This is a genomic window from Pedococcus sp. P3_C7 (assembly GCF_056402615.1).
The window spans coordinates 101,040-126,151 of the sequence record NZ_JBFUHC010000013.1 but is presented as its reverse complement, the minus strand read 5'-3'; the positions used below and the strand labels follow the sequence as shown (position 1 = coordinate 126,151).

At 69.0% G+C, this 25,112-nt stretch carries 22 protein-coding genes; 9 read left to right on the top strand and 13 right to left on the bottom strand.

What is annotated here, in order from left to right; all coding sequences use genetic code 11:
* Positions 1-51 precede the first annotated feature (51 nt).
* The 3 genes from AC1DS4_RS18085 (at position 52) to AC1DS4_RS18075 (ending at position 1,747) form a co-directional block, all read left to right on the top strand.
* Positions 52-357, top strand: a complete 306-nt coding sequence (locus AC1DS4_RS18085) for an ArsR/SmtB family transcription factor (protein ID WP_477613371.1) — start codon at positions 52-54, stop codon at positions 355-357.
* Complete coding sequence (locus tag AC1DS4_RS18080; protein ID WP_477633320.1) at positions 354-1,331, top strand: TIGR03086 family metal-binding protein; 978 nt, start codon at positions 354-356, stop codon at positions 1,329-1,331. The genes AC1DS4_RS18085 and AC1DS4_RS18080 overlap by 4 nt, the downstream gene beginning before the upstream one ends.
* 80 nt (positions 1,332-1,411) lie before the next feature.
* On the top strand, positions 1,412-1,747 hold the full coding sequence (locus AC1DS4_RS18075; protein WP_477633319.1) for a YciI family protein: 336 nt from the start codon (positions 1,412-1,414) through the stop codon (positions 1,745-1,747).
* Positions 1,748-1,812: 65 nt separating this feature from the next.
* Here the strand turns inward: AC1DS4_RS18075 and AC1DS4_RS18070 are convergent, their stop codons facing one another.
* The 3 genes from AC1DS4_RS18070 to AC1DS4_RS18060 form a co-directional block, all read right to left on the bottom strand.
* A complete protein-coding gene (locus AC1DS4_RS18070; protein WP_477633318.1) occupies positions 1,813-3,222 on the bottom strand; it encodes an HNH endonuclease signature motif containing protein in 1,410 nt (469 codons plus the stop codon).
* A gap of 266 nt (positions 3,223-3,488) precedes the next feature.
* Positions 3,489-5,378 carry a S8 family peptidase gene (locus AC1DS4_RS18065; RefSeq protein WP_477633317.1) on the bottom strand — a complete coding sequence of 630 codons (1,890 nt, stop codon included), beginning with the start codon at positions 5,376-5,378 and terminating at the stop codon, positions 3,489-3,491.
* Positions 5,379-5,526: 148 nt separating this feature from the next.
* The gene (locus tag AC1DS4_RS18060; RefSeq protein WP_477633316.1) at positions 5,527-7,671 is read right to left on the bottom strand and encodes an MMPL family transporter; all 2,145 of its coding nucleotides are present in this window, start codon (positions 7,669-7,671) and stop codon (positions 5,527-5,529) included.
* A gap of 255 nt (positions 7,672-7,926) precedes the next feature.
* Between AC1DS4_RS18060 and AC1DS4_RS18055 the strand changes: the two genes are divergently transcribed.
* Positions 7,927-8,691, top strand: a complete 765-nt coding sequence (locus AC1DS4_RS18055) for a hypothetical protein (protein ID WP_477633315.1) — start codon at positions 7,927-7,929, stop codon at positions 8,689-8,691.
* 16 nt (positions 8,692-8,707) lie between these two features.
* On the opposite strand, the gene AC1DS4_RS18050 is transcribed toward AC1DS4_RS18055, so the two are convergent.
* Both AC1DS4_RS18050 and AC1DS4_RS18045 read right to left on the bottom strand, forming a co-directional pair.
* Complete coding sequence (locus AC1DS4_RS18050; RefSeq protein ID WP_477633314.1) at positions 8,708-9,574, bottom strand: hypothetical protein; 867 nt, start codon at positions 9,572-9,574, stop codon at positions 8,708-8,710.
* Positions 9,571-10,182 carry a hypothetical protein gene (locus tag AC1DS4_RS18045; protein ID WP_477633313.1) on the bottom strand — a complete coding sequence of 204 codons (612 nt, stop codon included), beginning with the start codon at positions 10,180-10,182 and terminating at the stop codon, positions 9,571-9,573. Before AC1DS4_RS18045 ends, AC1DS4_RS18050 begins: the two co-directional genes overlap by 4 nt.
* A gap of 151 nt (positions 10,183-10,333) precedes the next feature.
* On the opposite strand from AC1DS4_RS18045, the gene AC1DS4_RS18040 reads away from it, so the two are divergent.
* Positions 10,334-11,086, top strand: coding sequence for a DUF5995 family protein (locus tag AC1DS4_RS18040; RefSeq protein ID WP_477633312.1), 753 nt, complete (start codon positions 10,334-10,336; stop codon positions 11,084-11,086).
* 59 nt (positions 11,087-11,145) lie between these two features.
* Here AC1DS4_RS18040 and AC1DS4_RS18035 read toward each other — a convergent pair whose 3' ends face one another.
* Positions 11,146-11,832, bottom strand: a complete 687-nt coding sequence (locus AC1DS4_RS18035) for a DUF4230 domain-containing protein (protein WP_477633311.1) — start codon at positions 11,830-11,832, stop codon at positions 11,146-11,148.
* A gap of 69 nt (positions 11,833-11,901) precedes the next feature.
* Entirely contained in the window at positions 11,902-13,335 is a 1,434-nt protein-coding gene (locus tag AC1DS4_RS18030; RefSeq protein WP_477633377.1) for a nuclease-related domain-containing protein, read from the bottom strand.
* Between the two features lie 218 nt (positions 13,336-13,553).
* On the opposite strand from AC1DS4_RS18030, the gene AC1DS4_RS18025 reads away from it, so the two are divergent.
* Positions 13,554-15,815 carry an FG-GAP-like repeat-containing protein gene (locus AC1DS4_RS18025; protein WP_477633310.1) on the top strand — a complete coding sequence of 754 codons (2,262 nt, stop codon included), beginning with the start codon at positions 13,554-13,556 and terminating at the stop codon, positions 15,813-15,815.
* Between the two features lie 142 nt (positions 15,816-15,957).
* Here the strand turns inward: AC1DS4_RS18025 and AC1DS4_RS18020 are convergent, their stop codons facing one another.
* The 4 genes from AC1DS4_RS18020 to nrdR all read right to left on the bottom strand — a co-directional run bounded on the left by AC1DS4_RS18020 (position 15,958) and on the right by nrdR (position 20,931).
* The gene (locus tag AC1DS4_RS18020) at positions 15,958-16,695 is read right to left on the bottom strand and encodes a DUF6308 family protein (RefSeq protein ID WP_477633309.1); all 738 of its coding nucleotides are present in this window, start codon (positions 16,693-16,695) and stop codon (positions 15,958-15,960) included.
* Positions 16,692-17,120, bottom strand: a complete 429-nt coding sequence (locus AC1DS4_RS18015) for an ATP-binding domain-containing protein (protein ID WP_477633308.1) — start codon at positions 17,118-17,120, stop codon at positions 16,692-16,694. The genes AC1DS4_RS18020 and AC1DS4_RS18015 overlap by 4 nt, the downstream gene beginning before the upstream one ends.
* 191 nt (positions 17,121-17,311) lie before the next feature.
* A complete protein-coding gene (locus tag AC1DS4_RS18010) occupies positions 17,312-20,242 on the bottom strand; it encodes a vitamin B12-dependent ribonucleotide reductase (protein ID WP_477615317.1) in 2,931 nt (976 codons plus the stop codon).
* A gap of 176 nt (positions 20,243-20,418) precedes the next feature.
* Positions 20,419-20,931 (bottom strand): transcriptional regulator NrdR, encoded by a 513-nt coding sequence (gene nrdR / locus AC1DS4_RS18005; RefSeq protein ID WP_477615318.1) that lies wholly within the window; start codon positions 20,929-20,931, stop codon positions 20,419-20,421.
* 534 nt (positions 20,932-21,465) lie between these two features.
* Between nrdR and AC1DS4_RS18000 the strand changes: the two genes are divergently transcribed.
* A complete protein-coding gene (locus AC1DS4_RS18000; protein ID WP_477633307.1) occupies positions 21,466-21,954 on the top strand; it encodes a hypothetical protein in 489 nt (162 codons plus the stop codon).
* Between the two features lie 30 nt (positions 21,955-21,984).
* On the opposite strand, the gene AC1DS4_RS17995 is transcribed toward AC1DS4_RS18000, so the two are convergent.
* Complete coding sequence (locus AC1DS4_RS17995; protein ID WP_477615320.1) at positions 21,985-22,710, bottom strand: ZIP family metal transporter; 726 nt, start codon at positions 22,708-22,710, stop codon at positions 21,985-21,987.
* A gap of 177 nt (positions 22,711-22,887) precedes the next feature.
* Between AC1DS4_RS17995 and AC1DS4_RS17990 the strand changes: the two genes are divergently transcribed.
* Entirely contained in the window at positions 22,888-23,487 is a 600-nt protein-coding gene (locus AC1DS4_RS17990) for an N-acetyltransferase family protein (protein WP_477633306.1), read from the top strand.
* A gap of 79 nt (positions 23,488-23,566) precedes the next feature.
* Positions 23,567-24,400 (top strand): hypothetical protein, encoded by an 834-nt coding sequence (locus AC1DS4_RS17985; RefSeq protein ID WP_477615322.1) that lies wholly within the window; start codon positions 23,567-23,569, stop codon positions 24,398-24,400.
* On the opposite strand, the gene AC1DS4_RS17980 is transcribed toward AC1DS4_RS17985, so the two are convergent.
* Positions 24,390-25,091, bottom strand: coding sequence for a DUF998 domain-containing protein (locus AC1DS4_RS17980; RefSeq protein WP_477633305.1), 702 nt, complete (start codon positions 25,089-25,091; stop codon positions 24,390-24,392). The two genes, AC1DS4_RS17985 and AC1DS4_RS17980, sit on opposite strands and share 11 nt — an antisense overlap.
* Positions 25,092-25,112: the final 21 nt, after the last annotated feature.

The following is a 25,112-nucleotide window of genomic DNA, read 5'->3' as shown; positions in this document are numbered from 1 at the left end:
CCGTCACGGGCTGGACAGAATGCGTTAGTCGCGACTAACGTATTGCTCGTTGTGAATGATCCTCTCTCCGCCGCCGCCGAGCCGACTCGCCGCCGCATCCTGCAGCTCCTGGCCCGCGGGCCACGGGGCGTCACGGACCTGGCCGGCGAGTTCCCGGTGACCAGGTCCGCGATCAGCCAGCACCTGCTGGTGCTCGCCGACGCTGGGCTGGTGGAGGCCGAGAAGGTCGGACGCACGCGGACCTACCGGGTCGTGCCGAGCGGGCTGCAGCGGTTGCAGGCCGAGATCGACCGGTTCTGGACGTCCGAACTCGACCTGCTCGTCGCTGACGCGCACCAGATGAAGGGAACCCCATGAGCTTCACCAAGACCGCCGTCCTGCCCGTCTCCCCCGACGAGGCGTTCGCGCTGATCACCGAGCCCGAGCGGCTGCGTCGGTGGCAGACCGTGTCGGCGACCGTCGACCTGCGCGCCGGGGGCTCCTACCGGTGGACGGTGACGCCCGGCCACATCGCCGAGGGCACCTACCACGAGGTCGATCCGGGCCGCCGGGTCGTGTTCGGCTGGGGCTGGGAGGGCAACCCCGACCTGCCCAAGGACGCGTCGACCGTCACGGTGACCATCGAGCCGGCGGCCGAGGGTTCCCTGGTCACGCTGGTGCACGAGGGACTCACCGAGGAGCAGGCCGTCATGCACGCCGAGGGCTGGAACCACTTCTTCGAGCGGCTCGAGCGGCTCGCCGCGAGGGGCGACGCCGGTGCGGACGAGTGGGCGTGGGCACCCGAGAACCTCACCCCCCTCGTGGCGGCCGAGGCGGCCCTGGCCGTCATCCAGCCCGTCCTGCGCAACCTCACGCCGGCCGACCGCCCCAAGCCCACGCCGTGCGCCGACTTCACCGCGCACGAGCTCGCGGATCACCTCCTCGGCTCCCTCGTGCAGCTCGGGGGAATGGCGGGCGCGAACCTGACCGTCCCCGCCGAAGGCTCGCTCGAGGACAAGGTGTCGGTGCTCGCCGGCCAGGCGATCGACGCCTGGCGCGGGATCGACCTCGACGGCACCGTCCCCGGCCCCGGAGGCGCGGATGTGCCCGCGATGTTCCTGGCCAGCATCCTGCCGCTCGAGCTGCTGCTGCACGGGTGGGACCTCGCCCAGGCCTCGGGTCAGGACCTTCGCGTCTCCGACGAGGTCGCCGGTTACATCCACAACCTCACGCGGGACGTCATCGCGCAGGGCCGGGGCAGCTCGTTCGCCGACGAGATCACCCCAGCCGCGGATGCCGACGCGGTGGAGCGGTTCGCCGCCTATGCCGGGCGCACCCGCATCCCCGCCTGACCGAGGCTCCCGCCCGCGGGTCACATCCATCGACCACCACCCACTACCCCACCACCCCCGCCACCCAAGGAGAACCAGTCATGAGCAAGTTCCTGTTCATCTACCACGCACCCACCACCCCCGCCGACGCTGCGCCGGCCGACCCCGCTGAGATGGAAGCCGTGATGGGCCAGTGGATGGAGTGGGCCGGCCGCGTCGGCGACGGCATGGTCGACTTCGGCACCCCGCTCGCAGACGGCGTCCAGGTCACGCCCGAAGGCACCTCGCCCAGCACCCGCGAGGTCGTGGGCTACAGCATCATCGAAGCCGCCGACCTGGATGCAGCCCTCGCCCTCGCCCAGGGCCACCCGCACCTGAACATGCCCGGCGGCTGCACCATCGAGGTGCACGAGGCCCAGCCCGTCCCCGGTATGTGACCGTCCGGGCACGTCCGCAGGCATGCTTCGCACCCCGCACGAGCCGTGCGGGGTGCGAAGCGGGTTCATGGTCGGGGCGGCGGTCTGCCCGGGAGGTCGACAGACTCGTCACCCCGGCCGACAGACTCGTCCCCCCGCTCGGACGCGCGGCTGGCGCGCCATTCCTCGAGGTGGGTGTCGTAGGAGCCGGGCGTCAGGTCCCACCGCACGAACGGCCCGTTGGGACCGGCGACGACCTCACCGGCGTAGCGGTGGTTGTGCACGACCGTGTGATGTCGCTGGCACAGCAGCGCCCCGTGCTCGACGTCGGACGGACCGCCATCTGCCCAGTGAATGAGGTGGTGAGCGTCAGACCAGGTCGGCGGCTTGGTGCAGCCGGGGAACGTGCAGTGCCGGTCTCGTAGCCACAGGTGGCGGATCTGGGCCTGGGTGAACAGCCGCACGGCCCTGCCCTGCTCGAGAGTCTCACCCTTGGAACCGAGCACCGCCGGAACGATCTCGGCGTCGCAGGCCAGCCGGCGCATGGTCTCGATGGACAGGGGTTCTCCGTCCACCGTGAGGCCAGCCCCACGGCAGGTCTGTTGCAGCTCGTCCAGGCCGATGGTCACGACCACGCTGGTCTTGGCTTGGCGGGGCACACCTTCCGGGGCGCTCACGGCCCGCTGGACCAGCTCGACCAACGCGTCCGCCCGTCGCGCGCCGGGTGTACGCGGGTCGTGCTCCTTCGTCTCGGGGTCGGTCTGCGGCTTGGCCAGCGCATCGACCGCCGCGTCGACGATCGCGGCGCCCTCGGTGTCCAGCAGCATCGTGTAGCGCCACATCCCCATCGGGCCCTTGCCCTTCACCAGGGACCGATGCGCGCGCTTCACCTCCGCGTCGTGCTCGATCAGCCGGTCCGGTCGCATCATGTCGGCAGTCCGGCGCACCCCGATGGCGAGCGACTTCTCCGACATCCCGTCGTGGCCGCGCGACCCCGTCAGCAGGTGCTGGGTTGCGTCCTCCAGCTCGACGGGGTCGGCCATGCCGCGGACACCCTCGTGGAACCGCACCAGCATGGCCGCCTTGCCCACCGGCAGCGCATCGGTCGCCTCCGGGTCCAGTCCCTCGGCAAGGGCTTCCTGCACCCCCGCCAACCGAGGCTCACCGTAGGAGCCCGCGACAGTGTCCAGGTCGGACAGCAGCCGCGGGCTCAACCCCGGCGCCCTCAGCCGCGCCCAGTCGTGAGCCCCCCACCCCTCGCCCACCCCGAGCCCACGCGACTTCGCCTCCACCAGCACCGCCGCCAAGTGGGCCTCGGTGCTTGCATGGAGCTGCCCGAGGGTGGTCATGGCGTCCTCGACCTCGCCGTCCGACAACGCCCACAACTGACCCGCCCCGGCGCCAGCCCACGCATCGCGCGACTCCCGGGCAGCATCCAGCACCGGTCGAGCGTGGGGTGCCCGTCCTCGCGTCGTGCCATCGGGTGCGATTGCCATGACCCCAACGCTAGACCGACCCACCGACAACCCAAGCGTATCCACCCGTCGCGAATTCGCTTGCTGTTCAATACTTTTCGATCTTTCAGCCACGCATGCCGTAACGGCGCCGTATCGGCGTTGCCCCTCCACAGGTCCGCGGCATCAAGGCCGTCGCTGGAGCCAACCCAGCGATCTGTGGACAACCTTCCGCTCAGAGCGAACCTTCAGCGGTACCGGACAACGGCGCCATACGGGACAACGGCGCCGTATCGGAACCAGCCGGCTCAGCCCTTCTGGAGCTGGGCCACGTGCAGGGTCACCATCCGTCCACCGACGCTGTCGGAGTCGAGGGTGTCGGGGTCGGAGACGGCGTAGTTGCCGACGACGTCGAACGTGTACGTCCCCGCCGAGGTGACAGGCACCTGGACGGTCGCCGTCCCAGCCCCTTCGGTGAAGGACTCGGTCGACGTGCCGATGACAGCCCCGGACGGGTCCTTCACCGTGACCGTGTAGCTCGTGCCGTTGATCCCCACCGCTGCGAGCGATGGGTGCGACAGCGACACCTTGAGCGAACTCACGCCAGAGCCGACCGGCACCGTGTAGGTGTGGCTGTCGGTGCCGCCCACCGTGGCGCGCGGGCTGTCGTAGGTCCAGAAGTCACCGCGCGCGACCTGCCAGCCGTCCTCGGCCAGGACGCGGGCATCGGCCTGGGCGCTGGCCCGGGCGAGGTCCTTGGCCCAGCTACGACCACTCACCAGGGCGACGGCCTTGTCGAGGTTCGCGTAGCCGTAGCCGATCTGCCAGAACGGCAGCGTGCCGGTGTTGTCGTCGTTCGTGACCGGGCTGGCCGTGGCCTGCAGCGCGAGCCGCACCTGGTCAGGCGTGAGAGCCGGGTTCGCCTGCTTGAGCACCGCCGCCGCGCCCGCGATGTGCGGCGAGGCCATGGACGTGCCCGAGGCACTGGTGTTCTCCCCCGGCGCGCACGGGCCGACGACGGTGCCGGTCGTGTCGCACGTCGACGAGATGTCGACGCCAGGCGCCGTCACGTCCGGGTGCACGAGGCCGATGCGGTCGCCGGTGTACGTGGTGTGGCCACCGGCCGTGATCCCGGTCGGCTGCGAGTTGTCGTGCGTGAGGCCGTTCGACGAGAAGTCGCCGCGGTGGCGGTCCACCGAGCCGGCCGCCACCGAGATCACCCAGGGCGACTGGCTGAACGGGTTGAGGCTCAGCTCGGCGTTCTCGGAGCCCGAGTTCCCGGCCGCGAAGACGACCGTGACGCCTTGGTCCACCACGGCTTTCGTCGCGACGGCCACCGGGTCGCGCGGGTCGAACTGGCGGTAGGAGTTGCCCCAGCTGTTGTTGACGACGTCGATGCCGAGCAGGTCGGGCTGGTCGAGCATGTAGTCATAGGCGGTCACGACGGCCGTGGTGAACAGGACCGCGCCGATCGCGAAACAGTCGAGCTCGGCGTCCGGGGCCACGCCGTAGCGTGAACCGTCCGTCACCGAGCTCGAATCGGCCGCGATGATCCCGGCCACGTGGGTGCCGTGCCCCGACCCGAGATCCGTGTTGGAGTACGGCCCCTGGTCAGCCGGCACGACGAGCGTGGTCGACGAGTCTGCGGGGAGGTTCGCGTACTCGCCACTGACGAGCGAGACGTTGTGCTTCACGCGGTGCGCGAGGTCGGGATGCGTTGCGTCGCAACCCGAGTCGACCACCCCGACCGTGACACCCTTGCCCGTGAGTCCCTTGGCCCGCAGTGCGGCGCCGCCCATCGCATCAGACGACGTGGTGTCGAGCAGCTGGATGTTCTCGTCGGGATAGACGTCGTTCGCCACCCCCGTGGTCACCGCCGACCGGAACTGCGCCACCGTGCCACTCACCAGCGCGAGAGGCAGCCGCTTCATGGGCTGCACGGTGAGGCCGAGGGCCTTGAGAGCGGTCACCTGGGTGCCCGTGGGTATGCCGTCGAACGTCGCGATCGCGCGTCCGCTCGGTGTGCCGTTCTCGAGCAGCCGGGCCAAGCCGGGGGTGTCTCCCCCAACGACCGCAGCAGGGAGGGCGACGGTTGTCGCGGAAGCCGCCCCCGCGGCATACCCGCCAGTCACGATCAGGACGAGGGCGGTCGCGCCGGTGAGCGCGGCCTTGGTGGCGCGGTGGGACGTGCGAAGCATGGTTCCTCCACGGAGCAGTAGGTGCACCGTTAACGCGACGCGGAGGCGCGGGGTTACGCGAGTCCCGGTCGCGGGTTCCTGACCTCGACACCCAAGCCAAGGCAGGGGTATGCCGCGGGGCCCGGCCCCGCGGCATACCTCCCCTTGCTCAGTGGGTGGGCTGGAGCGTGGCCTCGGTCTCCTCCGGGGCCGTCGGGGTCGTCGCGTCGAGCGAGGCGTCACGCGAGGAGAGGCTGCTCGGCCACCACATCCGCCCGCGCACGTCGAGGTTGAGCGCCGTCACGAGGACGGAGCGGACCACGAGCGTGTCGAGCAGGACGCCGAGCGCTACGGCGAACCCGATCTCCGCGAAGGTGACCACCGGCAGGGTGGCGAGCACCGCGAACGTCCCCGCGAGGACGAGACCGGCGGAGGTGATGACGCCACCGGTCGCGGCGAGCCCGACGAGAGCGCCACGTCGAGTGCCGATCTCCTTGGCCTCCTCGTGGACGCGGGTCATGAGGAAGATGTTGTAGTCGATCCCCAGCGCGACGAGGAAGACGAAGACGAACAGCGGCAACGACGAGTCCGCCCCGGCGAAGCCCAGCACGTGTCGGAAGATCAACGCCGACAAGCCCATTGCCGCGCCGTAGGACAGGACCACGGTGCCGATGAGGATGAGCGGTGCGGTGATGGCGCGCAGCAGCAGGATCAGGATCAGCAGCACGACGCCCAGGATGAGCGGGATGATCCGCACGTTGTCGTCGGCCGACGCGCGCAGGGTGTCGGCTCGGGTGGCGGTGTCACCACCCGCGATCGCCTTGGCCCCAGGGACTTCGGCGATGGCGGTGCGGATCCGGTCGACGCTCTGGGTGGCCGCGTCGGAGTCCGGGGCGTCGGTAAGGGTGGCCTGGATCAGCGAGAGGTTGCCCTTGGTCACCGGGTCACCGACCGTGGCGACGCCCTTGACCGACTTGAGGGTGGTCACGACGGCCGCGGCCTGGTCGGCGTTGGACAGCACCATGACGGGCGACCCTGCACCGGCGGGGAAGTGCCGGGCCAGAACCTGTTCTCCCACCACGGATTCCGGTGTGCCGTAGAAGGCGTCCTTGTTCTGCAACCCGACCGCGTTGAGCTGGAGGATGCCGAGCGAGGCGATGGCCAGCAGCAGGGAGGTGACGACCCAGGTGCGCCGCGGGGCGCGGGCGATCCGGGCGCCGATGCGCGCCCAGAAGCCGTCACGGGTGTGGTCGACGGAGCCGTAGGACGGACGCACCGGCCAGAAGATCCAGCGCCCGCAGACCACGAGCAGCGCCGGCAGCAGCGTCAGCATGACCAGCAGCCCGACCGCGACGCCGATGGCCGCGACCGGCCCCAGGCCCTTCGTGGAGTTCATCGTCGCGAACAGCAGGCACAGCATGCCGGCGATGACGGTGGCGCCGGAGGCGAAGATGGCCGGCCCGGCGCGGTGCAGCGCAAAGGCCATCGCCTCGTGCCGGTCCTCGTGACGACGCAGCTCCTCGCGATAGCGGGCGACGAGCAGCAGGGCGTAGTCGGTCCCCGCCCCGAACACGATGACCGTAAGGATGCCCGAGCTCTGCGCGTTGACCGTGAGGGTGTCGTCCTTGGCGAGGAAGTAGATGACGGCCTGGGCGACGAAGAGCGCGGTGCCCGCCGAGATCACGGGGATGAGCCACAGGACCGGACTGCGGTAGGTCAGCAGCAGGATGATGATGACGACGGTCATCGCGGAGTAGAGCAGCTTGCCGTCGATGCCGGAGAACGCCTCCGACGAGTCCGCCGAGAAGCCGACCGGGCCGGTGACCAGCATCGACAGCCCGTCGGGACGGTCCTGGGCGATGGCGCGCAGGTCCTTCACGGTCGCGCCCAGCGAGTCCCACCCGGCATCGCCGGCGTCGATCGGCACGATCACCTGCAGCGCCTTGCCGTCCTGCGAGGGGATCGGGCCCAGGGAGTCGTTGCGGACCGGCTCGAGGGCGTTGAACTTCGCGACCTGGGCGGTGACCGACTGGGTGTCCGCCGGCGTCAGCCCGCCAGGCCGCTCGTAGACGATGACGGCAGGGAACTCGTTCTTGCTCTGGAACGCCTCGATCTGCTTGACCACCTGGGTCGACTGCGCGTCGGCCGGCAGCCACGCGACCGCCTCGTTGTTGAGGGCGCCCTGCAGCTTGCCCGCGGGTCCGAACGCCGCGGCCAGCACCGCCAGCCAGAAGACGAGGACGAACCACTTGGTCACCTTCGATGACGGGAACCACGCCAACCGCCCGACGTCCCCGATCCGTGTCTGTGCCATTGCTGTCGCCTCTCCCCTACCCGGTGTCGCACCTCCCAGCTCGGCGCAGTTTCGCTCCACCGTAAGCCGCGTTCGTGGTGTCGTACAACGGCTTTCACGCGCAGTGAGGTTGGTCTCAGGGAACGGTCAGGGCTGACCCTGAGACGCTTTCGGGCATTTCGGGTCGTATGCCGCGCGGCTACGACCAATGGCCGACCCGGGCGTGGGCCTGCTGCACCTACGGTGGAGGAAGCAGCGTCACGGAGAGGGGACACCATGGCCAGCACCCTCGCCGTCGACGGGCGGTGGGACGACCAGCACCCACCGACCTACCTCCACGAGCTGCTCGAGATCCTGCGGGTTGTCGGGGTCGTGGGCATCGGGTGGGGATTGGTGTGCCTGGGGCTGGGCGGGCGGCTCGCGATGTTCCTGCTGCGCCTCACCTCCCCCGACTACGTGCGGGGCGTGCTGAGCGACGACGGCTTCATCATCGGGCGGTTCACGTTGTCGGGCACCTACAACCTGGCCGTCCTCGGGGCCGCCTTCGGGGTGATCGGGGCGGCCGCCTACATCGCGGTGGCGCCGTGGCTGATCGGTTCGCCGGGGTTTCGCCGGTTCACGGTCGCCCTCACCAGCGCTGCGATCGGCGGCTCGGGGACCATCCACTACGACGGCATCGACTTCCATGCGCTCAAGCCGCAGGCCTTCGCCCTCGCGCTATTCATCGCCCTGCCGTTCTTCTTCGGCTACGGCGTCGCGCTGCTGGTCGACAAGGTCGCGGAGCGTGGCTCGTGGACGCGTCGAGGCAGGACGGCGTGGGTCCTGCCGCTGGTGCTCCTGGTGCTGATCGCGGCCAACCCCCTCGCGGGGGTCGTTCCGATCGTCGCGGCGATCATCGCCGTCCTGCTCGTCGCGCGCCGACTGTTCCACCGGCCGATCGCGTCCTCGCCAGTGGGGACCTTCGCGGCCCGGACGTTCTACTTCGCGATCGCCGCCTACAGCTTCTCGCAGTTGGGGATGGACCTGGTCGACTTCGCCTGACGGGGCTGGGCGCCCCCTACTCGTCCGCCAAGGACCTGGCCGACCGCGCGCGAGAGCGTTCGTGTCGACCCCGGCTCCCCTGACGACCCGGGTCCCGCACTGCTGACACGAGCGAGGCCGCGAACAGCCCGACGAAGCCCACTGCCATCACCCAGGTCAGCGGACGGTCGGTGAAGAACTCGTCCCTCGCCCGCACGGCGGCCACCAGGATCAGCGCGAACATCACGAGCTGCACCCTTCGCATCAGCCGCACCGACTCCCAGCGGTCGTCGACCAGCACCCCCAGCCCCGCAGCACCGAGGCAGAACGTCGCGCCCACCACCCGACTCGTCAGCGGGGTGAGCGGCCACGGCCAGACGGTGATCGCCCACGCCGGCGCCACAAAGAGCACGAGACCGGTGACGACCGCGAGACCTCCCATGTCGGCCACGAACCGTCGTGCCACGCGCCCGAGGCGAGGTGCGTCGGGAGCTGGCTCCGCGGCATACCTCTGGTTGGTGAGCCAGGCCGCCGCGACCAGGAAGGGAGCGGTGAAGTAGAGCCCCGCCCACAGCCAGAAGGCGACCGTGTCGTGGGAGAACTTGTCCCAGTGCATGATCGTGGCGACGCCGAGCAGCGTTGCGAACAGGGCAACCGAGACGAAGCCCGCGCGCACCGCCGCCCAGTGGGCCTCGAGGAGGACCACGCGGAGGAAGAAGTAGCAGCCGCCGAGGTAGGCCGATGCCAGCAGCATCGAGGTCATGTGCGCCTGGATGGTCCACGACCAGAGGCGGGCGGTGTCGCCAGGGAAGCCGTAGAGCAGGATGAAAGCCACGAGCAGGAACGGCGCGATGAAGGCCGCCAGGCCGCGGGTGGTGGTGAGCACCCGGTCGTCGCGGGTCATGCCGGCACCCGCGAGACCGAGTCGAGCAGGGCTGCGTAGGAAGCCACCAGGGCGCGCCGTTCGGCGGCCAGTCGCGGGTCGGCGAGGTCGCACCCTCCGGCCACCCACGCGTCCGACAGGTCCATCGCCTCGGCCCGCCATCGAGCGGCTTCGCGCATCGTCGATCGCGGCGCCGAGTAGACGTGAGCGTAGAGCTCGACCAGGGCATGTTCGAGCTCGCCCCGGGTCGCGGAGTCCGCACGCTGGTGGGCCCGGTGGATCCGCCACCACTCGACCTCCAGCTCCGATGCCCGCTGGGGGTCGAAGGTCAGGTCCGAGTGGGCGAGGACGAGCTCATAGAACCGCCGCATCGACGCCCGCGCGGCGTCAGGATCGTTGTGGGGCACCGGTGCCCACGCCTTGTTGGCGCGCAGGACGTGCCACGCCGCGACGAAGGTCAGCCGCGGTCCCAGGCCGAATCCCTGGTCGACCATGCCGACGAACGCGCGCAGCGCCGGGCCCCACTCGCGTCGGTAGTAGCTCGCCCACGCCTGGGTCTCCAGGCGCCCGAGGGCGACGGGGTCGAAGTCACGAGGACTGTGGCGACTGAGACTGTGTCGACTTGCCACGCCGCACCTGCTTCCCGGCGGGAGGCGTCCGTCCCCAGCCGCTGACGTCCCCCCGCGCGAGCCGCTGACCAACCACCAACACGAGCGCTGGCGACCGCCGGCCCCACGGCTCGATACTAGTCGCGCAGGCCCGTCTGGTCAGGGGGTTCAGATGCCCGAACGCGACATCGAAACTGTCGTTGCCGCCATGGATGCCCGGCTCGTCCGGATGCCTCCCGAAAGGACCGCGCAGCGACTTTTCCTCGAGACCTACCGCCGGACCACACTGGCCGTGGGCAAGGCGATCGCGGACGCGCAGTTCGAGGATCCGGAGTGGGTCGAGCGGTGGGACGTGGTGTTCGCCGACCTCTACCTGGACGCGCTCGACCTCGACCTCGCGGGGAGTCCTTCGGTGCCGCGGCCGTGGCGCTTGGCCTTCTCGGCGCCTGAGTCGCTGCCTGCGTTGCGGCACGTGTTGCTCGGCATCAACGCGCACATCAACTACGACCTGCCGCAGGCGTTGCTGGCCGTGATCAGCGACGCGGAGTTCAGTGATCCGCGGGTTGTCGCGCGGCGGGCGCGTGACCACGAGCGGATCGACGGCGTGCTGTCCGGCCGCGTCGCCGCCGAGGACGACGAGCTGGGAGTGGTGTCGACGCGGACTCTCGTCGGCCGGGTGCTGCAACCGCTGAACCGCTTGAGCTCCAAGCGATTCCTGCGCGAGGCGCGACAGAAGGTCTGGCACAACACCGTCGAGCTCCAGCACGCGCGTGTTTTGGGAGACGACGTGTATGCCGCGCGGCTGGCAGAGCTCGAAGTGCTGAGCGCCGCGCGCATCGCCGATTTGCTGGCGCCGGGTCAGGTGTTGTTGCGGTTGGCGGTTGCGGGGTTCGGTGTGACCCTCCCGCCGCCGTCGGTCACCTGACGTTGCGGACGCGGGGCGGTCCGTGGGTCGGTCCGTGGGTCAGCGCTGGCCAACGCGCGTCAGCGCGGGTCCTCGTCGTAGGCGATCGTGACGCTGGTGTAGCCGAGCGAGCCGAGCAGGCCGCGAAGCATCTTGCTCGTGTTCTCCTTTGCCTGGTTGGTCAGCAGGTCCTCGCCGGTCGCGGCGGCGGTCATCTGGCTGATCGCCTTGAGCTGGGCCTGCCGCTCGAGGTCCGACCCCTGGAACCGGTTGATGAGCCCCTTCTCGTGGCTGACCACATAGCTCGACTGCAGGTCGAGAACGGGCTTGCCGGCGGTGGGGGCAGGCAGCTTGATCGTCACCGACTTGGCGTCCTCGGAAACGACGACCCGGCTCTTGTCGAGCTCGCCGAAGTCCACGACCGCATCCACGTCGCCCTTGCCGACGTAGAGCACCCGCTCGCCGCTGACCCAGGCGGGCAAGTGGTTGGTGTCCTTGTCGAGGTCGACGACGGTCTCGTAGTGCCCTGTCACCGCGTGGTACTCGCTGATGTCGGTGAGTGACCTGAGCACCGGCGAGCCACTGCGGTCGGTCGTCTTGTCGCCGAACGGGTTGAGCGAGGGCCGCCAACCGGCGAGCAGGCCCACCGCAGCGGCGACCAACGCCACGATGACGACCGCCCCGACGACTGACGTGATCACCGCAAGGGTGGGCACCAGTCGGAAGCGGCGGTCAAGGAGGGCCGACTTGTCGGACAAATCGCGCATGCTGCGAACGGTAGTCGAGCAAGAGCAGGACGTCAGTGCAGCGCGACCACCGGGCCGTGTTTTGGTTCCCTAGCCGGGAGTGTTGGCGGCACGAGCGATCGCCAGGGCCATAGCCCGTCCGCGATCGTCGCTCACGCCCAGGTCAGTCCTGGCAACCGACACGTAGGTGTCGGCGCGGGCCTTGACTGCGTGCGCGCCCGTCCTGATGGGCTGCCCCGCCGCGATCCACACTGCGGTCGCCATGTCATAGCTGGCGTCATAGGCCGTGCCATACACGGCACGTCGCTGCTTGACTGACGTGTCCAGCTGAGTGTCGTAGGGCGCGTGTCCGTCGCTCATCCTGATGGTCACCAAAACCGTTGAGGCATCGTCAAGCCTGGTCCCCCAGGCGCATCCAGTCGACACGACGACCGGCTTGACGGATCTCCCAATGATCCTGGCGATCTCCGCCCCCGTGGCATCAGCGCAGTCTGGCGGACCCACCGGTTTCGCGACGGCCTTGGGCACCGTCTTCGCGGGTGTTGGGCTCGGCTGCTTCTTCGAGCCGGCTGATGGTTTCGACATCGCAGTCGGCGCGCCCGATCGAGTCGCAGTCGCCGAAGGCGTGCTGCCAGCCTGCGGCTCGGCCATGCGTTCGACGCCGGACGTGAGCAGCGAGGGTAAGACCTTCAGGAGGATCAGGAAGGTGCCCACCATGAGGCCGGTGACGACAATGCGACCCAACACGGAGACGACACGTCTGCCCGAGGATTGCCTCGGCCCGGAGCCCCCGCTGATCCGTGGGACACCCTGAGCCCCAGCCCCATTTCGCAGCCTTCGCGTGCGCATTGCACCTCGCCCTTCCTTGCTCGTGGCTAGCGTGGCGCGCCCGATCGCCGCAAGGAGCTCGGGATCGGTGGTGGTCGACGGAAACTCCGTCATGAGTCGCGTGGAGAGCTTCGAGACCGTCTCCGCATCCATGCGAGCGGTCCGCGATGTCAGCCAGCCCGCAAGTTGTCCGATAGGAACCACCCACACACCGCGAACCTGCTGTGGCTCGCCGAAGCGTTGTGCTTCGGCGCCTGCCAGACAGATAACGGGAGTGACCGGTGCCCCGAGAATCTCGGCCATGCGGGCTCCCATGCCGTGCACCTTCGCCAGCTGCCCGAGCATGGACTGGTGCTGCCTCGTGCCATCAGCACCAAACGTGTGACGGTAGAGGCCGCCCTCCCACTGGGTGACGTGTCCGGACCAGTTCTTCGCGTCGATCAGTAGCACGCCTGCAGGGCCAGCCACGAGGTGGTCGAGGTTCGCCTCGGACAACCCCGGACGAAGCAGCCGATCATGCAGGACGGTCCAGCCCCCACCAAGGCCAGCCAGAGCCTCGGCAACGCGTCGCTCGCCCTCAGCACCAGCCGCCCAGGCCCTTGCGGAATCGTCACCCTGTGCCGCCAGCTCGCGAGCGCGGCGATCCGCGCTTCCCCCCTCGAATCCCAAGTCATCCCTCCCTGAAGTCCCGCACATGCTTTCGCAGGCCTCGATCCCTGCCCAGGCATCGTGAGGAAGTCCGTCCGTTCGGACGAGTTGTCGCAAGTTCTCGGCGCGTCGCGGCGACACGCCGGTGGCGGATCGTCCTAACGGACATCTTTCCGGGAGGAATGCGACACGAGGAGGGCCCAGGTGCCACTCTTCACTGTCGTCACACCAGCCTCCTGTCCCCCACGATCCCCCCGGACTCCAACGTGCGCCTTCTGCCTGCCTCCCTCGCTGTCCTGGCCATCACCCCCGTCTTCGTGGCCCTCCCCACGGTGTCCTTCGCCTCCACGGACACGCCTCGCCCCGTTGCCCCTCGTGTGCAAACCACCGCGGTCCGCGGTGTCGACGCGGCGGTCAAGAGCCAGCTGCAGAACCGCCGCGTACTTCGTGCCGGCCACGCCGTCAGCACCCTCACGCCGGTGCAGGACCGGTCCCGGTTCACTGTCGCGGGAGTGTCGTGGGCGCGCACCACCGGACTTAGCGGAGACGACGTGATCGTGCAGGTGCGCGTGCGAGAGGACTCAGGCTGGAGCGACTGGGAGACGCCCGGGGTGACCGACGAGGGTCCGCAGGGCGGGACCACCGAGTCGAGCATGGCCCGCCTCGGCACCAACCCGCTCGTCACGGACGGCGCGACCGCGATCCAGGTGCGGGTGGACACGACGAACGGGCAGCCGCTGCCCGATGTCAGGGTCACCACCATCAACCCCGGGGTGTCTTCCGCGGATGACGACCTCGTCGCCCACACACCCGCCGCCTCAGCCTCCGCCGCGGCCACCATGCCGACGATCATCACTCGCAAACAGTGGGGCGCCGACGAGTCGCTGCGCGGGTCGACGACCTACAACACCACCGTCAAGGCGATCACGATCCACCACACGGCCAGCTCCAACGACTACACCGAAGCCACCGCCGCCGCCCAGATCCGTGGCATCTACGCCTACGACACCAAGGGCCTCGGCTGGTCGGACATCGCCTACAACTTCCTCGTTGACAAGTTCGGCCGGGTCTACGAGGGCCGCGCCGGGTCCATCACCCAGGCAGTGCGCGGGGCCCACGCGATGGGCTTCAACACCAACACGATGGGCGTCGCCGCCCTCGGCAACTACGAGACCACCGCTGCGCCCGCCGTCATGGTCGACTCGATCGCGAAGGTCGCTGGCTGGAAGCTGTCGCAGTACGGCGTCGACCCGACCGCCACGACGAAGCTGACCTCGGCGGGCGGGACGGGCACCAAGTTCGCCGCCGGCGTCGTGGCCACCCTCTCGACCATCAACGCGCACCAGAACACGTCGTACACCGCGTGCCCCGGCAAGAACCTGTACCCGATGATGGCGACCATCCGCAGCAAGGCCGCCCTCTACGCGAAGTACTCGTCGACCACCGGTCCGGCGCCGGTCACGACGGCGAACCTGTTCGCGGCCTACGGCACGCTCACCCTTGCCACCGGCTCGACCGGGTGGGCGGTCCGAGATCTCCAGCTCGAGCTCAACAAGCGCGGGTATGCCGCGGGCACGGCAGACGGTGCCTTCGGGGCCTCCTCGCTTGGTGCGGTGCAGCGCTTCCAGCAGGCTGCTCTGCTCACGGTCACTGGCAAGGTCGCGGCCAACGACTGGCGGGCGCTGTCGGGAACCAGCTACATCAAGACCGGCGCTCCCCCACCGCCACCTACCCCCGCGCCCGCGAAGGCGATCGTGGGCTTCAACGCCGACGGACGCGGCGACGTCATCGGCCGCACCACGTCCGGCGACCTGTACTTCTACCGCGCCAAGGTCGGCGGCATCGGGACGCCGGTACGGATCGGCAGCGGCTGGAACGCCTACCGCCAGGTCATCTCCCCCGGCGACGTCAACGGCGACCGGCTCGCCGACGTCCTCGCCACCACCCCCACCGGCTCTGCCTACCTGTTCAAGGGCAACGGCAAGGGCGGCCTGCTTCCTGGGAGCACCCTGCTTTCGCGCTCATGGTCGGCCTACACCGACATCCTGACGCCGGGCGACTGGACCGGCGACGGCAAGCCCGACCTGTTGGCGCGCAAGGCGAATGGCGAGCTCTGGATGGTCGCGGGCGACGGCAAGGGCGGGTTCCCCGGCACGTGGCGGCGGATCGGCACCGGCTGGCAGATGTTCAGCCAGATGATCACCCCGGGCGACGTCACCGGCGACGGGCGCGTCGACCTGCTTGGCCGTACCCCCGCTGGCAAGCTCTACCTATACAAGGGCACCGGCGTCGCCACCGCCACGGCGACCGGGTACCTGCCCGGCGTCCCGGTTTCGTCCGGCTGGCAGGCCTACAACACGGTGCTCTCGACCGGAGACCTCACCGGAGACGGCAAGGCCGACCTGATCGCCCGCACGCCCGCCAACATCGACTACGTGTATGCCGGGACCGGCAGGGGCACCTTCGCGGCACCCAAGCGCTTCACCGCTCCCTGGGGCGCCACCACAAGAATCACCGGAGTCCGCTAACAACACAGTCCGAGGTATGCGGCGGGGCTGGCTGAGCTCGACGTACTCAGCACCGCTGGCATTGCCGACGTTAGTTGTTCCTGGTCAGGTGCCATAGCGACGGGCCCTGATCGGGTTCAGCCCCGTCCAGAGTCACCTTTCCTCACTCTGCCGTTGCCCCACGCCGAGCATGCATCCACACCACGGCGTCGAGATGCCGCAGCCTAGTCGCCCGCGAACCCACATCAACGCCGGGTCGGACGGCCGCTTCGTCGACCAATCTGTTGATGCGTGCGCGAATGTCGTGGTCCTGCAGCAGACGTCGGAATACCTGCCAGTCGACCTCATAGTTCTGTCGACGACCCTGGTCCAGACCCAAGTGCTTGCAGACAACCGAGTCCCGAACCGGAAAGAGATCAGGCCTCTTGCGGGCCGTCAGCTTTGACGCCGTGACCCACGCGTTGGCAGTGGAGGATTCCTCGGCGGACAACGCCTGCTTGACCGCGCCGTGGAAGGACGCCATGTCGAGAAGAGTGGCCTCGTCTGCCAAGGCGAGGTCGGCGTCCAAGGGTAGGCGATCCTCCGCCAGCATCCGCGTGAGAAGCCCGCGGGTGCGACAGGGCTCCGTGAGTCGGCGCACCACGGATGGCGAGACTGAGACCTGCAGCAGGGTCAGAGCAAGCAGATCACCCGATGTGAAGCCGTAGGGATCGCAGGGTCCGACCGTCAGAAAGGTTGCTCCTGCGAAGTTGCCCTCGCGCGAGTAGTAGGTGGCCAGCCGATCCACTGCCAGCTCATGTCCGAGCGCCACCCAAGTCGCTTCGTGGGCCTGCGCGTAGACCTCCTCGGTGAGCAGTTCCCAGTCCTGGGGCACGGTGCTGAAGCGTTCCGCGTACGTCACCTGCTGCCTCCTGAGTTGATGCCCAGCTGCTTGGCGACCGCATCGCCGCCCATCTCGCGGATGACTTCGGAGTTGCCGACCACGACGAGCAGGTCTGTGGCTCGCGACATGCCGACGTACAGCCGTTCGCGCGATCGATCACTAACCTTGGCCTGGTTGACGCAAAGCACGACAGCTCGTCTCTCGAGCCCCTTGCACCCGAGCACATGCCCATAGAACACGTCGTCGTCCTCCCAGAAGCTGCGCCAGTAGTCGCGTTGGTCCGTATCGCCGGCGAGTCTGATCTGCTGCGGGTGGCGGCTTCCCGTCGTGATGACCGCAATGTGCTGTGGCAGCCAGCCGTCCTCGAGCAGCATGAGTGCCTGCTCGTCTGCTGCGTCGACGGCCTCGTCTGGCGTCTCCGCCGAGACGAACCGCACCTCCACTCCATCTCCACCTCGCGGCGTCATACGCATGGGCGCCAATGGACCGAACGCCGCGGCGATCTGCTTGGTGTTGCGCAGAACAAGTTGCGAGGAAGCGCTTACTCTTCGACAAACGGATCGGGAGGGGCGCTCAGAACTAGGCGGCGGATAGTCCCGCTCATCCATGGGCCCACCGTCGTTAACTGGCTAGGTCAGCTGCAGCCGCTGGTGCTTCCGCAGCCTTCGCAGACGTAGCAGGAGCCGGCGGGGCGCATCTTGGTGCCGCAGGTGAGGCACATCGGGGCGTCGGCGGAGATGCCCTGGAACTTCTCCAGGAGCTCGGCGGACGAGTGGACCTCGACCGAGACCTCGCGGGCGCTGGCTGCACCGGCGCCGGACTTCACTGAGTCGGCGTCGAGTGCCTTGCCTTCGACCGTGGGGGTCGAGGTCGCAGCGGCCGGCTTGGTGACGGGGGCGGACTGGCTGAAGTTCTCCAGCTCGTCCTCGAGCTCTTCGTCCGACTCGTCAGCCTCGGTGGCCTGGTAGGAGCCGGTCTCGAGCTGGCGTGCGCGCTCCTCGGCGGTGTGGATGCCCATGAACGAACGCGTGTCGAAGTCCATGTGGTCCAGCGCCAGGCGGCGGAACACGTAGTCCATGATCGACTGCGCCATCCGCACGTCGGGGTCGTCCGTGAGGCCGGCAGGCTCGAAGCGCAGGTTGGTGAACTTCTCGACGAAGGTCTCCAGCGGCACGCCGTACTGAAGGCCGATCGACACCGCGATCGAGAACGCGTCCATCACGCCGGCCAGGGTCGAGCCCTGCTTGCCGAACTTGAGGAAGATCTCGCCCAGGTCGCCCGACTCGTAGGTGCCCGCCGTGAGGTAACCCTCGGCGCCACCGACCGCGAACGACGTGGTCTGCGAGGTCCGGCGCTTCGGCAGACGCTTGCGCACCGGGCGGTACTCGACGACCCGCTCGATCTTGGCCTCGGCCGCAGCCGTGACCTTGTCAGCGGCAGCGTCCTTGGCGGTGGACCCACCATCGGAGAGCGGCTGACCGACCTTGCAGTTGTCGCGGTAGACCGCGATCGCCTTGAGGCCCAGCTTCCAGCCCTGCATGTGGACGTCCTCGATCTCCTCGACCGTGGCGTTCTCAGGCAGGTTGACCGTCTTGGAGATCGCGCCGGACAGGAACGGCTGGACGGCCGCCATCATCCGCACGTGGCCCATGGCCTCGATCGAGCGCGCACCCATGGCGGTGTCGAAGATCTCGTAGTGCTCGGTCTTGAGGCCGGGAGCGTCGATGACGTGACCCTTGTCAGCGATGTACTCGACGATCGCCTCGATGGTCTCCCCTGTGTAGCCCAGCTTCTTGAGCGCACGCGGGATGGTCAGGTTGACGATCTGCATCGACCCGCCACCGACGAGCTTCTTGAACTTCACCAGCGAGAAGTCGGGCTCGATGCCGGTCGTGTCGCAGTCCATCATGAAGCCGATGGTGCCGGTCGGGGCGAGCACCGACGCCTGGGCGTTGCGGTAGCCGTTCTTCTCGCCGACCTTGACCACGTCGTCCCACGCCTTGGTGGCTGCGCGGTGGATCGAGGTGTCCATCGTGTCGAGCGGACGGATCGCGTCGTTGGCGCTCTGGTGCTTGCGCATCACGCGCTTGTGGGCGTCAGCGTTCCGGGCGTACCCGGCATACGGACCGACGACGCCCGCGATCTCGGCGGAGCGCTTGTAGGCGGCACCGGTGAGCAGCGAGGTGATCGCGGCAGCGAGCGAGCGGCCACCCTCGGAGTCGTAGCCGTGACCGGTCGCCATGAGCAGCGCGCCGAGGTTGGCGTAACCGATGCCCAGCTGGCGGTAGTCCCGCGTGGTGTCGCCGATCGCCTCGGTCGGGAAGTCCGCGAAGCAGATCGAGATGTCCATCGCCGTGATGACGAGCTCGGCCACCTGCTGGAACTTCTTGGCGTCGAACGTGTCGTCGTCCTTGAGGAACTTGAGCAGGTTGAGCGAGGCCAGGTTGCACGAGGAGTTGTCGAGCGACATGTACTCCGAGCAGGGGTTGGACGCGGTGATCCGGCCGGTCTCGGGGTTGGTGTGCCAGTCGTTGATGACGTCGTCGTACTGGATGCCCGGGTCGGCGCACTCCCACGCGGCCTCGGCCATCTTGCGGAACAGCTCGCGGGCGTCGATCGTCTCGATGACCTCACCGGTGTTGCGGGCGCGCAGCCCGAACTCGGTGCCGTCCTCGACCGCCTTCATGAACTCGTCGCTGACGCGGACCGAGTTGTTGGCGTTCTGGTACTGGACACTCACGATGTCCTTGCCGCCGAGGTCCATGTCGAAGCCGGCGTCACGCAGCGCTCGGATCTTGTCCTCCTCGCGCGCCTTGGTCTGGACGAACTCCATGATGTCGGGGTGGTCGACGTCGAGCACGACCATCTTGGCCGCACGACGGGTCGCGCCACCGGACTTGATCGTCCCGGCGGACGCGTCGGCGCCACGCATGAAGGAGACCGGGCCCGAGGCCGTGCCACCGGAGCTCAGCAGCTCCTTGGACGAGCGGATCCGCGACAGGTTGAGGCCGGCGCCGGAGCCGCCCTTGAAGATGAAGCCCTCTTCCTTGTACCAGTTGAGGATCGAGTCCATCGAGTCGTCAACGGCGAGGATGAAGCAGGCGGAGACCTGCTGGGGGCTGTGCGTGCCGACGTTGAACCAGACCGGCGAGTTGAAGCTGAACACCTGGTGCAGCAGGGCGTAGGTCAGCTCGTGCTCGAAGATCTCGGCGTCCTCCGCGGAGGAGAAGTAGCCGTGGTCCTTGCCCGCCTTGACGTAGGTCAGCACGACGCGGTCGATGAGCTGCTTGAGCCCGGTCTCACGCTTGTCGGTGCCGAGCGCGCCGCGGAAGTACTTCGTGGTCACGATCGTGGAGGCGTTGACGCTCCAGAAGTCGGGGAACTCGACCCCGCGCTGCTCGAAGATCGTCTCGCCGGTCTTCCAGTTCTGCTGGACGACGTCGCGCTTCTCCCACGTCACCTCGTCGTACGGGTGCACACCAGGGGTGGTGTAGATCCGCTCTACCTTGACACCCTTGCCGGATGTCTTCCGGGCACCTGCACGTGCCCCTGCGGTTTCAGTCATTTCTGGTGGCCTCCCTAGCCCCTGGTGTTTCTACTGTTGATTGTCTCGTGCGGCACTGACAGTGCCGCGATGCTCTGGTGGTGCGTTGCCCTTGGTGGTGCGTCGCCTGTGGCCGTGCTTCTCGTGTGGTCTCTCGTCGTGCGTGGCCGTGCGGGACGGCGGGTATGCCGCGGGGCCTAGCCCGGCGGCATACCCGCCTGGGTCTGTGGTCGCGAGCGCGGCTCCGGCTCGGTGCCGGTGGCGTCGCGCTCGGCGCGCAGCAGGGTGATCGCACCCTCGAAGTCTTCAAGGCTGTCGAAGGCCTGGTAGACGCTGGCGAACCGCAGGTAGGCGACCTCGTCGAGCTCGCGCAACGGTCCGAGGATCGCCAGGCCCACCTCGTGGGCCTCGACCTCGGCCTGCCCCTGCTGGCGGATGCACTCCTCGACCCGCTGGGCCAGGATCGCGAGGTCGTCCTCGGTGACCGGACGGCCCTGACAGGCCTTGCGGACGCCGACGAGGACCTTGCTGCGGCTGAACGGCTCGTTGGCGCCGGAGCGCTTGGTGACCGTCAGGCTCGCCGTCTCGATGGTGGTGAAGCGACGACCGCACTCGGGGCACTGGCGACGCCGGCGGATCGAGCTGCCGTCGTCGGTCGTGCGCGAGTCCATCACGCGGGAGTCGGTGTGCCTGCAGAACGGGCAGTGCATGTCGGTCTCCTCCCGGTGGGGTCTGCTGGTGCGGATCCGGCCCCGTCCTGTGGACGGAACTGGGGACTTGCTGGGGACAACGTGTGGACAACCCGCCCTAGCCTGTGCACTACATGTGGACGAACTACAGCGGTGTAACCACTAGATGTAGGGCTAGTCTGCCTCGCTGTGACGTGCGACGCAAGCCGTTCCCCGAAACTTGTAGCGAAGTGTGCATCGCCGCAGGTCAGAGGCTTGCGGCGGCGCGGCGCGACACGCCCAAACTGGTGCTGGTGTGACTGATGTGACGTCAGAGGCGCCCAGATGTGGGGTCTGTCCTGAATCCACTCCCCCACATGTGGTGCTCCGGCTCGCGGAGGGCTCTTGGACGGCTCGCGATGGGCTCGTGGGGCGCTCACTGGCCACATCCCCAGGCACCCCACGGTAAACCGGCTCACCCCTCGGCGACTGGCGCCTACGCAGAGTGAGGGACCCCTCCCCGGCCGCTCGGGTGCAGCATGGGGCCGTTGCAGGGAACCATCGGAGGAGGTTCTCATGAGCCAGGGAGAGATGAATCGTCGTCAGCTGGTCCGGGCCGCAGCGGGGGTGGCCGCCGGAGGGGTGCTGATCGGAGGCACGGGGGTGGCGTCCGCTTCGGCGGGCGAGGGCCATTCGGGCCGGGGGCCGGTGGGCACGTGGGTGGTGGACCACACCGACGACCCGCCCGCCGAGCCCGCCCCAGGTCGGACCGTTGTCAGCCTCGCGCTGGGGGGCGTCTTCGTCGGCAACGACCTCAAGCCGCCGGGCCCCGGCACCACCGGCGCCTGGGCATCGACCGGCCACAACCGCTTCAAGGCCACGGCCTGGGGGGCGATCCCGGGCCAGCCAGGCGGTGATCCCGACGTCACCTTGAGGCTGAAGATCCGAGGCAAGGTCCAAGGCGACACCGTCTCGGGGACCTACCGCTTCACCGTGTTCGCGCCGGACGACAGCACGCTCGCCGACGGCACCGGGACATACACCGGCACCCGCCTCGAGGCCTGACAGGAGGGGCGGCGCCGCGCGCCACCTCGGTTACGCCATCGAGAGCAGGAACGCGGCGCTGAACCCCACCACCGTCAGCAGGCCGACGAGGCGTCCGGCGTGCTCCACCGCCTCGGGGACCATCGTGTCCGCGAGCATCGTGAGGATCGCCCCGGCGGCGAACGCCTGGATGGTCGCGACCACGGCCGGATCCGCCCCGTCGAGCAGGACGCGACCGAGCGCCGCCGCGACGGTGGAGGCTGCGGCGACCGCGAGCCACATGCCCATGATGAACCGCGCGCTGTGCCCGGCCGACTTCATCCCCGCTGAGGACGACAGTCCCTCGGGGATGTTGGACAGGAACACCGCGGCGACGACCGCCACGCCCACGCCTCCCCCGCCGATCGTGCTGACGCCGATCGCTGCCGACTCCGGTATGCCGTCGAGCAGGGCTCCGAGCGCCAGTGCGGTCCCAGCCGCGCCGGCTTGAGGGCCGTTGGGGCTCTTGCGCCGGTGCCCGCCGCGGCTGTCGATCCACCAGTCGCCGAGGAAGAACACGACCGACCCGGCCAGCAGGCCCAGGACAGTCGAGACTCCCCCGGCCTTGTCGTAGGCCTCACCGGCGAGCTCGAAGGTCAGCGCACTGACGAGCACCCCCGAGCCGATCGCCATGACCCAGCCGATGACGCGCTTGGAGGCGGGCAGCCAGATGCCGGCCGCCGCCCCGATGAGCAGAGCCGCTCCGCCGACGAATCCCCAGAACGCTGCTTCGAACACCCGCGTCTCCTGTCCTCGACCACGCTTGACCTGCGCCGATGCGGCAGCGGGCCCTCGGACCCTACCTGCGCCCAGCTCTCGAGGAGGTGGCAGATCGACCCCTCCTCCGGCGATGGGAGCGGTGTGCCACCCTCTCGACTCGCGCGGGTCGTCGGTGCCTGGTGCTTTGCTGGGCTCGTGACGGCAACGGAGACGTGGGAGACGCACCCGGTGACGCCCGACCGGTTCGAGGACTTCGCCGACGTCATCAACAAGAACCGGCGCGCCAACCACTGCTGGTGCCTGTCCCACCGCCTCCAGGCCAAGGAGATCGAGCATCTCGGCGGCACCGGGCCGGACGCCCGCGAGAGCGCCATGCGCAGCCTGTGCGAGCGCGAGCACCCGCCGGGAGTCGTGACCTACCTCGACGGCGAGCCCGTCGGTTGGTGCAACATCGGCCCGCGCTCGGAGATCACCCGGCTGGCGAAGTCGGCGCTCATGCGTCCCGTCGACGACCTGCCGGTGTGGAGCATCGTCTGCGTCGTGGTGCGTTCGGGGTTCCGCAGGCGTGGCGTGACGGAGCACCTCATCGAGGGTGCCGTGGAGTATGCCGCGGCGAACGGCGCGCCCGCCGTCGAGGCCCACCCGGTCGATCCCGGCGACCAGCGGATGGACCTCACGATGGCGTTCGTCGGGACCCGTCACATGTTCGAGAAGGCGAGGTTCGCGGTCGTCGGGACCACCGACGCGGTCGCCAGCAAGCTGCCACGGCTGGTCATGCGCCGCACCCTCACCTGACTGCCGGCTGCGCGCCACACGTAGCACCTTCGTGCAAACGGACGATGTCGTCCGCAAAGGCACGGAGGATCGTCGGAGCATGGCCACGATTCCCGAGGACGACTGGCGCCGACGGCCCGGCATCTTCTTCGCCGTCAACGTGATCTCGATGGCGGCGCTGCTCGTCGCGGTGCTGATCTACTCCAAGGACCCGGAGCCGAGCCGGCTCTACTGGTCGTTCTCGTTCCAGTCGGTGGTGCCCCTGTGGGTGCCGTGGGCAGGGGCGCTGGGCGGGGCGACGATCAGCCTCGTCGGGATCGTCAAGCACGCCCACAACTGGGACCCCGACTACTACCTGTGGCACCTCGCCCGCCCGCTGCTCGGCGGCGTGTGCGGCACCATCGGCGTGCTGATCGTCGTGCTGCTCATCAAGAGCGTCACCGCCTCCCCCACGACGCCCGCCAGTGGCGGCTCGGCGGCCGCGGTGCCCGTGGCCTACGACGGGCCGGGCATCGCCATTCTGGCCGTGATCGCGTTCGTCATCGGCTTCCGCGAGGAGACCTTCCGGCACCTCATCGAACGCGTCGCCGACGTCATCCTCGGTCCGGGCGCGGCGACGACCAAGGACATCGTCGCCTTCGTGCCTCGCAGCCTCGACCTGACCACGACGGGCACCAACCCGGTGGGCAGCACCGTCCACCTGTTCAACGGCAGCAAGGACGCGCTCGGCATCGCGGCGGGCTCCCTCGTGGTCGAGCCGTCCACGGCCGGGTTCGTCGCCGAGCTCGAGACCGAGGGCGCCATCGCCCCTGGCGATGCGGTCTCAGTGACCGTGACCTGGACGCCCGCCGGCCCCGGCACCGCGACGGCCAAGCTCACCGCACAGCTCGGCGGGTATGCCGCGGACGTCCAGCTGCGGGGAGTCAGTACCTGAAGTCGTGGCTCCGCAATCTCAGCGCCAGGGCGACCAGGCAGGGGAACGTCACGGTGAGGATGACGACGCGCTGGGCCAACCCGGCATACCCGTGCAGTGGGGCATCCTCGGGGATCGCGAAGGCGCCGAGCGTCACGAATCCGACCAACGCCAGCAGCCCGGCGGCGAGGGTCCAGCGTGGCAGCACTGTGCCCCATCGCGGATCGGCCCGCAGTCCGTGCGACAGGGCGAGCAGCGCCAACCCTGAGCTGAGGAAGAAGGTCACGCCGCCGACGAAGTGGTACCCGGGGTCGTAGGCGACGCCTTGGGCGTCCTGCTCGATGGGGAAGGCCGCGGCGATGAACAGTCCGACGCTGCACAGCCCGAGGAGGGCCGGGCCCAGCCGGCTCAGCCGGCTCCGAGCGACACCGCGGTGCATCCCCCCAGCGAACGCCGCCATGAAGACGCCGAACACGACGAAGTTCGCCTGCTGGACCCAGCCGTGCGGTCCGGCCTCGAGGTTGCTCACCGGCTCGCTGACCCAGTCGTAGGTGTCGTGGCGGGCCAGCTGCTGGACGAGGAAGACCGAGGTGAACAGGATCGGGCCCGTGATGCCGGCGAGGGCAGACCAGTGCAGGTCTGCCGTGCCGGCGTGGGGGGCGCCTCCGGTGGCGGTGGGGATTGCCTTGTGTGGCGAGATCGAGGTGGTCATGGCTGCCTCCTGGTCGGGTGG